10 protein-coding genes are annotated in these 14,983 nt (G+C 43.0%); 3 read left to right on the top strand and 7 right to left on the bottom strand.

What is annotated here, in order from left to right; all coding sequences use genetic code 11:
• Window positions 1-5 precede the first annotated feature (5 nt).
• On the top strand, window positions 6-1,229 hold the full coding sequence (locus tag LAQ65_RS15375) for an aspartate aminotransferase family protein (RefSeq protein WP_224117880.1): 1,224 nt from the start codon (window positions 6-8) through the stop codon (window positions 1,227-1,229).
• An 11-nt stretch (window positions 1,230-1,240) separates the two neighbouring features.
• On the opposite strand, the gene LAQ65_RS15370 is transcribed toward LAQ65_RS15375, so the two are convergent.
• From LAQ65_RS15370 to LAQ65_RS15345, 6 genes are all read right to left on the bottom strand, one after another.
• Entirely contained in the window at window positions 1,241-1,753 is a 513-nt protein-coding gene (locus LAQ65_RS15370; protein ID WP_224117879.1) for a RidA family protein, read from the bottom strand.
• A gap of 9 nt (window positions 1,754-1,762) precedes the next feature.
• The gene (locus LAQ65_RS15365; RefSeq protein ID WP_317197002.1) at window positions 1,763-2,473 is read right to left on the bottom strand and encodes an MIP/aquaporin family protein; all 711 of its coding nucleotides are present in this window, start codon (window positions 2,471-2,473) and stop codon (window positions 1,763-1,765) included.
• A gap of 19 nt (window positions 2,474-2,492) precedes the next feature.
• Entirely contained in the window at window positions 2,493-4,049 is a 1,557-nt protein-coding gene (locus tag LAQ65_RS15360; protein ID WP_224117878.1) for a glycerol-3-phosphate dehydrogenase/oxidase, read from the bottom strand.
• Window positions 4,050-4,114: 65 nt separating this feature from the next.
• Window positions 4,115-5,617 (bottom strand): glycerol kinase GlpK, encoded by a 1,503-nt coding sequence (gene glpK / locus LAQ65_RS15355; RefSeq protein ID WP_224117877.1) that lies wholly within the window; start codon window positions 5,615-5,617, stop codon window positions 4,115-4,117.
• Window positions 5,618-5,664: 47 nt separating this feature from the next.
• Window positions 5,665-8,187 carry a DUF5686 family protein gene (locus tag LAQ65_RS15350; protein WP_224117876.1) on the bottom strand — a complete coding sequence of 841 codons (2,523 nt, stop codon included), beginning with the start codon at window positions 8,185-8,187 and terminating at the stop codon, window positions 5,665-5,667.
• 190 nt (window positions 8,188-8,377) lie between these two features.
• Window positions 8,378-11,845 (bottom strand): TolB-like translocation protein, encoded by a 3,468-nt coding sequence (locus LAQ65_RS15345; protein WP_224117875.1) that lies wholly within the window; start codon window positions 11,843-11,845, stop codon window positions 8,378-8,380.
• A 71-nt stretch (window positions 11,846-11,916) separates the two neighbouring features.
• Here LAQ65_RS15345 and LAQ65_RS15340 point away from each other — a divergent pair, with 71 nt between their 5' ends.
• Window positions 11,917-12,567 carry an MBL fold metallo-hydrolase gene (locus LAQ65_RS15340; RefSeq protein ID WP_224117874.1) on the top strand — a complete coding sequence of 217 codons (651 nt, stop codon included), beginning with the start codon at window positions 11,917-11,919 and terminating at the stop codon, window positions 12,565-12,567.
• A 58-nt stretch (window positions 12,568-12,625) separates the two neighbouring features.
• On the opposite strand, the gene LAQ65_RS15335 is transcribed toward LAQ65_RS15340, so the two are convergent.
• Window positions 12,626-14,143, bottom strand: a complete 1,518-nt coding sequence (locus LAQ65_RS15335) for a lipopolysaccharide biosynthesis protein (protein ID WP_224117873.1) — start codon at window positions 14,141-14,143, stop codon at window positions 12,626-12,628.
• Between the two features lie 86 nt (window positions 14,144-14,229).
• Between LAQ65_RS15335 and LAQ65_RS15330 the strand changes: the two genes are divergently transcribed.
• Entirely contained in the window at window positions 14,230-14,877 is a 648-nt protein-coding gene (locus LAQ65_RS15330; protein WP_224117872.1) for a hypothetical protein, read from the top strand.
• Window positions 14,878-14,983 lie beyond the last annotated feature (106 nt).

Genomic DNA, 14,983 nt, shown 5'->3' with positions numbered 1-14,983 from the left:
TTGATATGAATGCCCCAACAAATATCAGCATCTTTGCCGAAACAATGGTTTTTATGAATCAGCGCCAGGTATTTTTAAAACATATTGCCCAAACCTCGCCTGCACCCCTTGCCCTTGAAATTGTTAAAGCTAAGGGCGTTTTTCTCACAGACCGGAAGGGAAAAACTTATATGGACCTGATAGCCGGTATTAGTGTTTGCAATGTGGGCCATTGCCATCCAAAAGTGATCAAAGCTGTCAGGAACCAGTCGGAGCGGTACCTCCACCTGTTGGTTTATGGCGAGTTTGTGGAAACGCCGCAGGTGCAGTATGCCAAACTGTTAACGGAGCATCTCCCTGCTTCACTGAATTGCGTATACTTTACCAATTCCGGCGCCGAAGCCACGGAAGGTGCCATGAAACTGGCGAAAAGATATACAGGTAGGACCAATATGATTGCGTTTAAGCAATCTTACCATGGGTCAACCCAGGGCGCACTAAGTATTATGGGCGATGAATACTGGCGCAATGCCTATCGCCCTTTATTGCCTGGAATTTTACACCTCGATTATAACGACCCGGCTGTGATGGAGCATATTACCTCCGACACAGCCTGTGTAATAATGGAAACAATTCAGGCAGAAAGGGGGGTGCATGCCCCATCTAAAAATTGGCTAACGGCTCTGCGCAAACGCTGTATGGAAACCGGTACCCTGCTAATTATGGATGAAATCCAGACAGGCTTTGGCAGAACTGGTCACCTGTGGGGTTTCGATGCATTTGGTATTGTTCCGGATATTGTTTTATTGGGAAAGGCCCTTGGTGGCGGAATGCCCATGGGCGCATTTGTGGCCAACAAAAAGATCATGGATAGTTTTAGTGCTGATCCGGTATTGGGGCATATCACCACTTTCGGGGGCCACCCGGTTAGTTGTGCTGCAGGAATGGCAGCAATGAAAGTTTTGCTTAAAAATAATCTTGTAGATTCAGTAGCCGAAAAGGAAATCCTTTTCAGGCAATTGCTGCATCATCCTGCTATAAAATCTGTACGATCCCGTGGACTTCTCATTGCCATTGAATTTGATAGTTTTGAGACGAATAAGAACGCCATCGACAGATGTATAAAAAAAGGGATTTTAACTGATTGGTTCCTTTTTGCTGCAAACTGCATGCGTATTGCACCGCCCCTTACGATTACGAAAAAGGAAATCAGGCAGGCTTGTAAAATAATTATTGAGTCTCTTGGTTAGGAAGGACCAGGTCATTCAATCTCAACAATCAGTTCCACTTCAACCGCAATATTACTCGGCAATGCATTCATGCCAACGGCAGACCGGGCATGTTTACCCTTTTCCCCAAATACCGCGACCATCATGTCTGAATAGCCATTGATAACTTTCGGCTGGTCGGTGAAATTGCTTTCACAATTAACCATGCCTAAAACCTTCACCACTCTTTTCACTTTGTTAAGGTCGCCCAGGTAATCTTTTAATACAGCAAGGTGGTTGATGGCTACTAATTTTGCAGCTGCATATCCTTCCTCAATAGTAAGTTCCTTACCAAGTTTGCCGGTAATATTTGTGCCATCTTCCCGGGTTGGTCCCTTTCCCGACAAGTATAACAACTTGCCTGTTTGTACCACATTTACATAGTTCGCTACTGGCTTTTGGGGCACCGGAAGCTTAATGCCAAGTTTAACAAGGTTGGACTCGGCATCCTGGGCGCTAGCTACCAATGATGCGCAACCGAAAATTAAAAACAGTATATATTTCATAACCAGGTTTTATTGTAAGGAATTATAAATGAGGGCAGCAATAAGCGCTCCTAAAACAGGTCCAACTATTGGTACCCAGGCATAGGACCAATCGCTGCTTCCTTTTTTGGAAATCGGTAAGATAGCGTGTGCCAGCCTGGGGCCAAAATCGCGGGCCGGGTTAATGGCATAACCTGTTGGTCCACCAAAAGAAAGTCCAACTGCCAGCACCAGCAAAGCAACGGGCAGCGCATCCAAAGCACCAAGGCTATTTGTTGGACCGATTTTGAATAATATGCAAATCAGGAAAATAGCAGTAGCGATGGTTTCGGTTAGCAGGTTGTTGAAAGGTTTCCGTATAGCCGGACCCGTTCCAAAAGCAGCCAGTTTTGTATCAGCATCCTCGGTACTTTCAAAATGGGAATGATACATAATCCAAACAAGTACAGACCCGGCAAATGCGCCTGCTATTTGGGCCAGCGAATAAAACAGGACCTCAGACCATGGGAATTTACCTGTAAGGGCAAGGGCGATGGATACTGCCGGGTTCAGGTGTGCACCGCTGAATTTTGCCACGGTAAAAACACCTACAAAAACAGCCATAGCCCACCCGAAACAGATCACGATCCATCCGCTGCTATATCCTTTGGTCCTGTTCAGCACAACATTAGCCACCACACCGTTTCCAAGGGCAATCAAAATGGCAGTACCAATAAATTCTGCCAGGTAAGGATTCATCATATCAGTTTGGTTTATTTATTTATTTGCTGGGCAGGTAGTTTTGTGCGATCGATTGAAAAGCTGCAACCTGTTCATCTTCCCATTGTTTCGTATATCCATATTCGGTAGCAAGAAGATGGGCGACTACCGGCGTTGCTTCAATAGCGGCAGCGGCATCTAATAGGATGGCCCTTGTTCTTCTGGATAGTGCATCGTCTACGGTCATACACATTTCTTCCCTTGCTGCCCACACAATTGTTGCCTTTGTATAGGGCAATCGCTCATGTATTTTTTCGGACAGTTCAGGTTGGTTTAATTCCAATTGCTTTATTTTCAGAAGGTCTGTTCCGTAATAATAACCAGGTTCACTGTAAGATTTTACAGTCATTGCGCCATGTATTGGAAGTCCTTCGGTGATACAGGGCCTGTCAGGGATTTTTTGTTGCCGGATGGCAATGTTAACGGCGTCTTCCGCCATTTTGCGGTAGGTAGTCCATTTGCCACCAGTAATGCTGATCAAACCGCTTTCGCTAACTTCTATATAGTGGTCACGGGATAACGCGGCTGTACTGGAAGCGTTTCCTCTTACCAGGGGCCGAAGCCCGGAGAACACCGATTTGATGTCTTCCTTTTTTGGATGTTTCGCCAGGTATTGCCCGATATGTTCCAGTATAAAACTGATTTCCTCTGCTTGCGGCACCGGTTCTGCAGTAGGTGTGTTTACAGGAACATCAGTAGTGCCAATGATCAGTTGCTGGTGCCAGGGAACGGCGAATAAGACCCTGCCGTCTGATGTTTCGGGGATCATGATAGCGGTATCACCGGGCAGGAAAGACTGGTCAACCACCAGGTGTGTACCTTGGCTAAGAGCAAGTACGGGAGCTTTGCCAGGGTCGTCATCTTTCCTGAGGATGTCTGTGAATATGCCTGTTGCGTTGATGACTATTTTAGCATTGATGGTATATTCCCTGCCATCTAGTTGATCAGTTGCTTTTATGCCGGTGACTTTTCCATCGATTTTAATAAGGCTGTTGGCTTTGAGATAATTGAGTAATACGCCTTTTTGTTCTGCTGCAGTTTGCGCCAGGTTTATTGCCAGGCGGGCATCGTCAAACTGCCCATCGTGATAAAGGACCCCACCTTTTAATCCTTCAGGATTCAATGTGGGTGCATGTTTTAAAGCTTCTTCACGGGACAGGATCAGGGAAGGGCCGAGTCCAAGTTTTCCGGCCATCCAGTCATAAATTTTTAACCCGATACCATAGAACGGGCCTTCCCACCATTTATAATTTGGCAATAAAAAGGATTGGTTCTTTACCAGGTGTGGCGCATTTTTCCTCAGCAATCCGCGTTCTTTCAGCGCTTCCATGACCAGTTTCACATTGCCCTGCTGCAGGTACCTTACGCCACCATGAACGAGTTTTGTAGAACGCGAGGATGTGCCCTTGGCAAAATCAAATTGTTCGATAAGCAAGGTTGAGTAACCTCTTGATGCGGCATCAATTGCAATACCCAAACCTGTTGCACCACCACCTACAATGCATACATCCCAATTATTTTGGGCTTGCAGGGCGGTGATCATTTGAGAACGATTCATATAGTTAAGATAAAGGAAATTCGCACAAAGGTTGGGCGCTTTAATTTAAAATTACCTGTGTATTTTTATTCGGTATCATTTGCCCAGGCAATACTGGCTTTAATAGCCCTGTTCCAGCCTTTAATCAGTGGCTTCATGTCATCCGCACTGTGTTGAGGTTGGAAAATTTTGTCGGCTTTCCATTGTTGCTGGATATCTGAAACTGTATCCCAATAACCTACACCCAGCCCCGCCAGGTATGCCGCACCAAGTGCTGTAGTTTCATAAACAACAGGGCGTATTACAGGAACCTGCAGCAGGTCGCACTGGAATTGCATGAGCAGGTTATTAATGGTTGCACCGCCATCAACCCTGAGCTCTTTGATAGGAAGGCCTGCGTCAGATTCCATAGCTTTCAGCACATCCATAGTTTGATAGGCGATGCTTTCAAGGCAAGCCCTGGCTATATGGGCGGTTTTAGTACCCCTGGTTAACCCAAATACGCTACCACGTGCATGCTGGTTCCAGTGAGGCGCACCAAGTCCCGCAAATGCAGGTACCATGTACACCCCGTTATTATCACCTGCAGATAAAGCTATATCTTCTATATCTGCCGAGGAGCGGATCATATGCAATCCATCACGAAGCCACTGTACTACCGCACCGCCAATAAATATGCTGCCTTCAACAGCATATTCAATACGGTTATTGATTTTCCAGGCAATAGTAGTGAGCAGGTTATTAGAACTTTTAACAGCTTTCACACCGGTATGCATCAACATGAAGCAACCTGTGCCATAAGTATTTTTAACCATTCCCGGTTGGGTACACTGCTGGCCAAATAGTGCAGCCTGCTGGTCACCTGCAATTCCTGCAAGGGGAATGTTGGCATTTTTTACAACAGTTTCAGTTACCCCGTAAACCCGGCTGCTTTGGATAATTTCAGGCAATACTGATGCCGGGATATCAAATAACTTCAGCAGGTCTGTATCCCATTCGCCTGTATGTATATTCATAAGCATTGTACGGGATGCATTGGATGCATCTGTAACGTGAACCTTACCGTTAGTCAGTTTCCAGGACAACCAGGAATCAATAGTGCCAAAAGCCAGTTCGCCTTTTACCGCTTTTTCCCTGGCTCCGGATACATTATCCAGGATCCATTTCAATTTAGTGGCTGAAAAATAGGCATCGGCCAACAGGCCTGTTTTTTCCTGGATGGTGGGTCCCCAGCCTTCTTCTTTCAGCCTGTCACAATAGGCAACTGTGCGCCGGTCTTGCCAGACAATTGCGTTGTAAATAGGTCTTGATGTGCTGCGTTCCCAAACAACGGTGGTTTCACGTTGGTTGGTGATACCAATTGCAGCAATGTCACCGGTGGTAATGGCGCCTTTAGCGAGTGTTTCAGCCAACACTGAAAATTGTGATGCCCAAATTTCTTCGGCATCATGTTCAACCCAACCGGGTTGTGGGTAAATTTGTGTGAATTCTTTCTGGGCCACCTGGAAAATCTGACCGTTTTTATCAAACAGTATGGCCCTTGAACTGGTAGTACCCTGGTCTAACGCAAGAATAAATTTTTCTGACATGCAAGCAATTTTTGGCTTTTTAAGATAAGCAAAAAACAGTTCAATTATCAGAATGCCAGCCTGAAACTGCCGAATATACCAAAGCGACTCACTTTTGCTTCGGGTAACGGGGTTGGTAAAACACGCCAAACGAAGTCAAGCCTGAAAACTTTAAAGATATTATCCACCCCTGTTCCGAGTTCAAGGTATAGTTTCCCGTTCAGGTCTTTGAACTGGTTATAGGGGTTATTAAAATTGAGGGTTTTATTGGCTTCTGTTATTCCCGTACTTATGCCTTTCGCGCTCCAGAACTGGCGGAATTTAAGCTTCCTTGTTATAGAAATATATTTAAACAGGCCATTTCCAAAATTGTGCTCAATATTGAATCCCGCATACCGGTCACCAATATACTCCCACCTGGCCATCAGGTTGAATGCGTATTTGTTGTAATAATAAATTTCATTACCCGGAATAACATTCAGCAACATGTATGGCAGGGTCCCGGATACCTTTCCTCCAAAAACATTATAATACAGGCTTCCGAGTGGCGCAATTTTTAAATAATCTGATATGCTCAGGTAAATTTTATTGTATTGGTAGCTGCTGCCAAATATGCCCGGGATCCCTCTTGCATATAGCAGTTCAACGATAGGGTATGGGCTTCCCAAACTGAAACGGTTAAAATTGGTTTCATAGAATTTTTCATTATAACCGAATCGTAACCGTACACCTAATTCGAAATTGTTAAGCGCATCGCCTTTAGCCCCATCTTCAAATAACTCCTTTGGGGGCAGATTGTATAAAGGATCATACTTTTTCTGAATACCCATAAAGGTTGCTGATATGCCAGGTGACCACTCCTTGAAATATTCAAATTTGGCTTCCTGTACCTGCATAAATTTGATAGGGATGCCCTGTTTACGGATTGCAAGTGCAAAAATATTGTCTGTACTAATGTCGTCATAATACACCTGGCCATTGTCGAGGTCTTTTGTAAAACTGACATGTATATACGAACGTGGTGAACGGTTGATAAGGTATTTTGCTTCCAGTTTGCCCTTGAATGCCTGATCGCCAAAACCATAGGCAATATAACCATGCAGGTAAAGGTCTTTATTGAATTTTGTATTGGTGCCTAGATCAAATCTCATCCTGAACCCTTCCCAAACATTCCCTGTGAACCAGTTATACCAGGGACCTATTTCAAAATTGCCCACATTCCGGTAACCGGTAGCCAGGAAATTGATGGTGGTTACATAACGTTGGAACAGCGGCATTTTTTGCAATGTGTCGATCATTGCATAGATGGCTTTTTCATTTTTCGACAAATCTTCATGTCTCGAATCGGACCAGTAACTATCTGTTTTTACCATTGCGCTGTCTGCAAACCTGATTTCAGATTGCACTTTGTTCCTTGCGACAGAATCCCTGATAAATTGTTCATTAACTATTATGTCTTTATACGTAGTTGTTTTTCGGCCAATTACACCAAACCCGCTTTTTCCAATTGGTGCTATGTCAGCTACAAACTTGTCTTTAACAAGGAACCAGGTGCTGTCATTAATCTGCTTGTATTCCTGGATCAGGCTAAGTTTGTCTATAAAGTTGATGTTGGCTTCCTTGCTCAGATTAAGGGTCATTTTTTGTATGGCCCAGGTAGTATCATGAACCCAGCAATCACCGTCAAAAGTATTTTCACCTTTACGTTTGGGAATAAACTGCATATGGATCAGTCGCTTACCTGCAACAAACTGGCTGTCCAGTACTTTGTAATAGTAATAAGCATCACCGTTATCACTAATCGGACTTACATATTGTTTGTCAAAAACGGGAATAAAGTTGTTATAAACATTGACATTTTGTTCCGTTCCCCCCAGTAGTTTACTAATGCTTTCATTGTTGATGCCAATGGTCTTAACGCCCTTAATTATTTCACGTGTTCGCCAGGGTGATTTCTGGTAGTAATAATTTGAAATTGTTTCAGTGAGATAAACCGGTAGAAATGGCTGGCCTTCTGAAGTATCTATGTTATCGAAAATAAAGCCAAATGGTTTTATAGGGCCTAATTCCTTGAGCTTATCCTTTTTGATGCGGTTCAGGTCTAGCTCCAGCTTGTTATACAGTTCGTAAGTGAAAGAATTAAACCGGTACCTGTCGTTTGAGGGTTTATGTTTCACGATCCTTTTCCACATCAGGTATCCCCTATCAATTTTTCTTTTAACAATGACTGCCGAAGTTACTTTTCCCCTTTCCATGCTAATGACCAGGTCAATCGAGCGACCACCATCATTGCTAAGTTTGCCTGCCATTTCAGGGTCAATGGCAATTTTAACATCCTGGTAGCCAACATAGGTTATTTCTAAAGTATCCGTCGGCCACTGGTCATAATGAAACACAAAGCTGCCCACGGAATCAGTCAGGCGGCCATGATGCGATTGAATGAAGTTTAAGGATGCAAATGGGATCCGTTCATCGCTAAGTTTGTCTTTAACATAACCTCTGATGGTTTTGCCTTGGGCATTTGCGAGAAATGGTATCAGGAATATAAGCAGCATACCTGCCAGAAGCAGGCATTTTTTTCTAAAATACATAGAACTACAAAAATAATACAAGTAGGTCAACGCAGGAATTACATTATCGGTTGTGGCCGGGGTAAATATTTTGCATTATTAATTGTAGTTTTCCCCGTAATGTATGGAGCCTGAATCAAATCAGGAGATATAAAAAAACTCCGGGTAACCAGAAGTATTACCCGGAGTTTTTTTCTGAAGGTTTGAATTATTAGAAATCCACACCAAGGGCAAAATGCCATATCGGTGATCCCTTGAAAAAGCCATTCATTTCCCAGCCTGTATCAAGCCGCATGAAATAACCCAACAGGGTACTTCTTGCTCCAAAGCCATAACCGCCTACGAATGGACCAACCCCACCGGCTTTGATTTTTACAAATACATCACCATTCTGGTAAACTTTGGTAGGGCGCTGAATAGCATTATAAGTACCGTTCCAGGCTGTCCCAAGATCAACAAATTGTAACAATTGAAAGTTGCGGGCAAATGCATTATTAATGGGTCTTTTCATCAAAGTAGTAAATACCGGGAACCGGAATTCGCTGTTAATGACCATATTATTATTTCCGTTGGTAATGTTCTGGTGGTAGCCTCGAAGATTCAAAGCCAATGCCTGGAAAGCATAGGCGGGATCCTGGGGTTTTACTTCAGTATTCGCTTTTGGGAATAACTCGCCGTCCTGACCGCCCAGGTAATACAATATTTTCTGGTCACCCCAGGAGAAGTCTGCTGCAAACCTTCCGGCCCAAATGAAATTCTGGTAAATAGGGTAGTAGTAGCGGCCATCCCATCCAAAGTTGAAACTGTTTTTTCCTGATGCTGCCTTTACCTCGCTGATTTGGGAATTATAATCTACGTAAAGTTTATAGCGTAGCCCATTCCAGATATTTGTTGCCTTTTCAATTGCGTTATCATAAACATATTCAACCCTAAGCAAACTAAAGTCTTTTTTCTGATCGGGTGCAGTTAAAGAACTTGAGGGATATGCGGTAGCTTTTGTTACCATTTTATCTGTTCTGATCCCGACATTTACACGCACGCTGCGAACTTTATCCAAAGGGTATTTTACACCAAACTGGAATAAGTTGGTGAATAGTTTTGCCGGAGCATACTGGCCATCGGAAATTGTAGAACCAACATCAGTTCGGCGGTAATATAAAACGGTATAGTCCAACCTTTTTTTCAGGTAATCAAACCTGGCCATATATTCAGACCCGGAATTGAGAAGGGATTGGGATCCGGGAATGTAAATATTTGGTGAGCCAACGTTTATCGGAATGCCCTGTCCTGCTGTATTTATCAATGGCATTCTAACCATTCCGGTGAAACGAATATCTTCCAGTAAATCAAAAACGGTCACCTTAAACATGCCGTTGAAACCGTTATTGGAACTATTTGTTACAGGTAATGACCCTGTATAGGGTTCGTACCTGGTAACAAGCACATCATTATTAAATAGTGAACCGGTTACCTGGTCTGCCGAAAATTTCAACTTATAGTCAAATCGTCCGGCTTTATTCAGCACTGATGGATTCTGTTCATCTTTTCGACCTTTTGCAATCATGTCCATGATAGCAGAATCAGCCTTTTCATTATTAAATTCAGACTCAAACTCTGGTTGGTCCTTTTTTGTAGAATCTACGCCTGCAGCTTTTTGCAATTGTTGTGCTTCCTTTTGAGAAACCCTGAGCTGGTCAATAGTTCTTTTGCGAAAATCTGTTGGCCTTGGGTTGATATTCCTTTTTTTCAGTGCGTTCTCATCAACTTTTAATTTATATAAGAACTTCAGGTCGCCTTCCCGCCGAACTTCACTTACCTGGTCGCGGTCATCACTCGATTTTGTTTCTATCAGTCCGCTTTGGTAATTGGTAATAGGGAACACATATGATGAGTCGTTGGTAATCGCAAAGGTGAAAATGCTGTCTGGTTCTGATTTATCGTAGAACTTCAACAAGGAATCAATCTCTTTATATGCAGGATTCCTTAAGATATCATCACCGATCTGGTAAATAGTATCAACGCCAGCTTTTTGCGTAGAGAAAAAACCGGCAAAACGGTTTGCGATACCATTTTCATCACCGACGAAAGTGAAATGCGAGGTATTGTATTGGGTTGGGTACCTGGCATTGCCGTATTTTAATTTGCTTAATTGTGAAATTTGCTTGAATTCACTTTTATTAAAATTGTCAATGAGGAAAATGTTATACCTGTAGCTTGATGGCAAAATGGTATCTGCTGAAATTGCATTGGCAGAAGGCCTGTTAGAGGAATAGAGTATGCCTGATTTATTTGGGAAGGTCACAAAAGATGGATCCAGGTCGTCATAAACATCATTGGTAATTTGCGTTTCTTTTTCCCGGTCAATTTTAAAGGTAAAGATATCTGACTGACCGTTTTTTACAGCGCTTAACAGCAAGGTGTTGTCATCCAGCATGAATTTGACATCCTGGATTTGCTCAAATTGGTCAAGTGCCAGTTTATTTGATTTTATCCTGGAAAATATATCGTAGGTAAACATCCGGATCTTTCCTTCACTATTATACACTACCAGCAATTTATTACCCTTACCATTCCAGGCCAGCAAGGGATAGTGGGGGTCTTGCTTTGCTTCGATATTTCGAATGCCGTTTTTCAGCAAAGTTTTACTGGTGGAATAATCTTCATGATACACTACCTTCTGTAATCCTTTCTTATATTCTACAACGGCATACGCCTGGCTTCTGGGGAGGGGGTTTGGGGTGAAGTTGTAAAAGTCTTTATTCCTGGTGATGTCTTCCACTACCGACATGGAGCCTTTCGGATTATTCCGCCTGCCCTTGATGTCTTTGTAATATTTGTCTTCGGAATAAGTCATAAAGTCGGCCAGTACAGCTTTAAAATCTTTCTTGCATATCCGGTTGGATGCGCCATTAAGGTTACGGTAAAGCCTGGCCAGGTAAAGGAAGTATTTGGTATTATCTTTCCTGTAGGTTTCCTCGATATATCGCCAAAATGAATGTCCGGCTAACCCCGGCTGATCATATGCAAACTGGTAGAAATTCTTGTATTTACCAGCAAGCATAGCCGATTTTAATTGGTCATCAAGGGCGGTACTCCAGTTTTCAGCTGCATAAGATACAAAGCCATCAGTCAGCCATTTGGGTAGATCCAGTAGTGCCTGGTTAGCCGCAAACTCCCCCAGGTTATCTCCAAACAGGATATTGTCCAGTAATACTTTGGCAATGCCTTGCCGCACCTGCATCTTCATGTTATGCTGATCGCTGTTATAATACACGACCATTTTATTGTTGACAAGCTTGGTATTGCCACCGCTTGTTTGCCAGTCTGTGGTTAGTCCTATATTCGTTTGCTGGAGGTCGTTGAAGGAGTTGTAAACTATAACATTTGCCCTTCGCTGCAAGCCATATTCCATAAAGGTCTCCAGTTCGGGAAGTTCAGCTTCTGCGATTTGGGCGACTTTCTGGGCTAAAGGTTCGCCTTTCTGGCTATAATATGTATTGAAATTAGCAGTTTGGTAATATTGCCATTTAAATTTTTTGTACTGGACCCTGTTTTTTCCAAACTCAACTGTGTTTACCTGGGCATTAACCAGGTTCAGGCCGTTCAACAGGGTCAGGATAAAAATCAGAGCAAGCGTATAACAAACACTCAAAAACGAATGATTCTTCGGAAATTGCATACCCAATGATTATGGTCTAAAATTATGTTTTTCAAGCTTACCCCGGAAATCCACCGTTAAATAATACAGCTATGTTAACAGTCCAGCATTTTGAGTTTAGTCCTATTATGGAAAATACCTATGTTTTGTTCAACGAAACAGGAGATTGTATTATAATTGATCCCGGTTGTTACGATGAAAGGGAAGAACTTTACCTGAAGGCATTTATTTCAGACAACGGCCTGCATCCCAGATTGTTGCTGAATACCCATTGCCACCTGGACCATGTGTTTGGCAATCGTTTTATATACCAAACCTGGAAACTGGAGCTGCACCTGCATCCCAACGAAAAAATAGTACTGGATTATGCGCCGGAAGCGGGAAAGCGATGGAATCTACCTTTTAATAATTACAATGGACCCCTTCATTTTATAAAAGGTGGTGATATTATCAGATTGGGAGCAGATGAGTTATTGGTGATTGAAGCGCCCGGACACTCACCTGGCCATGTTTGCTTTTACAGTAAAACACAGGAATTCCTGATTGGTGGGGATGTTTTGTTCCGCAATAGCATTGGCCGTACTGACCTGCCTGGCGGGAACCACACCCAACTGCTGGAAAGTATCCGCAGCCGGTTGTTTACATTACCCGACACCGTTAGGGTATACCCCGGGCATGGTGCCTCAACTACTATTGGTTATGAAAAGAAGCATAATCCTTTTCTGGTAAGCAGCGAGCGGTGAACCGTGAATCATGAAACCGCACGCCGGATTTGTTTTATACTTCAGATTTCTTACCTATTTATCTGCTCAGCGCGCCGACCCATTTGCCGATAACAGGTATTTTCTGCAGGTCTTTCTTTTCTACCCGGCCAACAAAGGCCGTAAATGCCAGTAAAAAAAGGGTTCCTGTTAAAATACTAAACCAAAGCGGACTATAATAATGCACTAAAATACGGTGCGTTACGACTATTAAGCTTACAAATGCCAGGTAGGAAAGCAGCTTTTTCCGGGCATATGGAACCGGGTAGAATTTCTGCCCCAGCCAATAACTGCTGGTCATCATCAAAAGATAGCAGGCGAAAGTTGCCAATGCAGCACCTAAATAATGCCATTTCGGGATGAGTAAGATATTCAGGCCAATGGTAACCATAGCGCCTGCCAGGGTTATATAAGCGCCATACATGTTTTTGCCGGTTAACTTGTACCAGACGCTTTGGTTATAATAAATACCAAGGAAAATATTGGCCATAGCCAATATAGGTACTATATAAATTCCCTCACCCCATGCGGAAGATTTAAGGGTTATTATCCATTTTAAAACATCGAGGTAAAGGCCAATAAGCAGGAACATGAAACAACATGCGATCACAAAAAACTTCATAACCCGGGCGTAGGATCGTTGCGCCCCTTCCAGTTTTGACTGGTTAAAGAAGAAGGGTTCGGCAGCCATACGAAATGCCTGGATCATAATGGTAATCAGGACAGACAAACGGTACACATTTGCAAAAATTCCCAGTTCGTGCTTTGCTTGCTGAACAGGAAGGTCGACTACATGCTGGTAAATCAGCCGGCTAAGCATATCATTGGTCATGCCGCCTAGTCCAACAATTATTAACGGGTAACTATATACCATCACTTCCTTCCACAGCACTTTGTCAAATTCCCATTGCAAACTTTTGATTTCCGGTAATAGTAAAGACAATGTAGTAATACTACCCAGTAAGTTGCCAATCAGGTAATAACCAATGCCGATATCCATTTTATACACCAGGTTCAGGAAGCTATCGGGATGCCTTGATGCATAACCCGGTAAAAATCCCAGGAAGAAAAAAACAATACAAAGGTTAATTACAATGCCGGCTACGCGGACAAAAGCATAGCGCCGGGGCCTGTTTTCCTGTCTCAGCCGGGCAAAAGGGAGCGTAGATAAAGTGTCGAAGAACAGGATTCCACACATCCAGCTGAGATATTCGGGGTGTTCGGTTAATCCCGCTGCAGAAGCAAGGCTTTTACGGCAAAGAAACAGCACCCCTGTAAAAACAAGGCTGGTTATGAATAGTGAAACGCTGAGGGTATTATACAGGTGCTTTTTTTCCTTGTCTTGCGAAAACTTAAAATATGCAGTTTCCATGCCGTATGTAAACAAAACATTCAGGAAGGGAATCATCGCATATACCTGGGTGATATCGGCAGTTTTGGCAGGTTGGGTAAATAAAAAAGGCAGGGCCATATTCATCAGGTAGCCCAAAAACCTGGATATTATTGTGGGTACGCCATACCATAAAGTCTGTCCTGCCAGTTTTTTTATATCGCTCAAGGTAAATAGAGGTATTTGGGCAAATTTAATCGGATTTCGCGGGTACTTTTTGAAAATAGTATCTTTCGCGGACAAATTACACGAATATGAAGAAAGGATTTTTAGGATTATTATTTGTAGTTGGTTTTTCGATTGCAGCTTTGGCGCAGCCTAAAGCTGTTGAAGGGATGGCCGAGTTTCAGGGAAAGAAAGTACCCGCTGCAGTTTTGGAGCTTCCTTATCCAACCTCAACTGTGGATGATGCCATTGTCAATCATTTCGCGGAAAAAGGTTATAAAGCATCCAAAGCAAAAGATTACCAGGTGTTCAGGTCTGTAGGGGTAGGCAGGTCAAAAACGCCCTACGATGTATATGTAAAATCAGAGCGTAAAAGCCGTCGTGAAAAAGAGTCGTCTGTAGTCTATATTGTGTTGGCCAAACCAAATGAAGTTTTATCTTCTGGCGGAGCTGCTGATAAAAGTTCGGTTAATGATGGCAAGGAATTCCTGAATGATTTCACACCTTACCTTGAAGACTTTAATCTTGGGCTTGAAATTGCTGCCCAGGAGGATATTATCAAAAAACTGGAGAAAAAACAAACAACACTGTTGTCAGACAGTACGGATCTGAATAACCGGAAACTCCAATTGGACCAGAAAATCCTCGAGAACTCAACTGCATTGCAGCAACAGCAGGCTGAAATAGAAAAGCAAAGACTGGCCCTTGAAGCTACAAAAAAACGCCGCAGGCAATAAAATGCCTGTTGCCGGTAATGTTTGTCTTTATACTATGGCTAATTCCCGTAAAAAAACGGGTCATTACCCGTTAAAATACGGGTAAACTAAATTGGGTTTTATGTCA

Origin of the sequence: Flavihumibacter profundi (genome assembly GCF_020076305.1) — a bacterium.
In the GTDB taxonomy this organism is placed as follows: domain Bacteria; phylum Bacteroidota; class Bacteroidia; order Chitinophagales; family Chitinophagaceae; genus Flavihumibacter; species Flavihumibacter profundi.
This window is presented reverse-complemented; position numbering and strand designations above follow the sequence as displayed.

What these genes read in the sequence shown, in the direction of transcription:
- LAQ65_RS15375 (WP_224117880.1), top strand. Translation starts at nt 6, where the DNA reads ATGAATGCCCCAACAAATATCAGCATCTTTGCCGAAACAATGGTTTTT.
- LAQ65_RS15370 (WP_224117879.1), bottom strand. Translation starts at nt 1,753, where the DNA reads ATGAAATATATACTGTTTTTAATTTTCGGTTGCGCATCATTGGTAGCT.
- LAQ65_RS15365 (WP_317197002.1), bottom strand. Translation starts at nt 2,473, where the DNA reads ATGATGAATCCTTACCTGGCAGAATTTATTGGTACTGCCATTTTGATT.
- LAQ65_RS15360 (WP_224117878.1), bottom strand. Translation starts at nt 4,049, where the DNA reads ATGAATCGTTCTCAAATGATCACCGCCCTGCAAGCCCAAAATAATTGG.
- glpK (WP_224117877.1), bottom strand. Translation starts at nt 5,617, where the DNA reads ATGTCAGAAAAATTTATTCTTGCGTTAGACCAGGGTACTACCAGTTCA.
- LAQ65_RS15350 (WP_224117876.1), bottom strand. Translation starts at nt 8,187, where the DNA reads ATGTATTTTAGAAAAAAATGCCTGCTTCTGGCAGGTATGCTGCTTATA.
- LAQ65_RS15345 (WP_224117875.1), bottom strand. Translation starts at nt 11,845, where the DNA reads ATGCAATTTCCGAAGAATCATTCGTTTTTGAGTGTTTGTTATACGCTT.
- LAQ65_RS15340 (WP_224117874.1), top strand. Translation starts at nt 11,917, where the DNA reads ATGTTAACAGTCCAGCATTTTGAGTTTAGTCCTATTATGGAAAATACC.
- LAQ65_RS15330 (WP_224117872.1), top strand. Translation starts at nt 14,230, where the DNA reads ATGAAGAAAGGATTTTTAGGATTATTATTTGTAGTTGGTTTTTCGATT.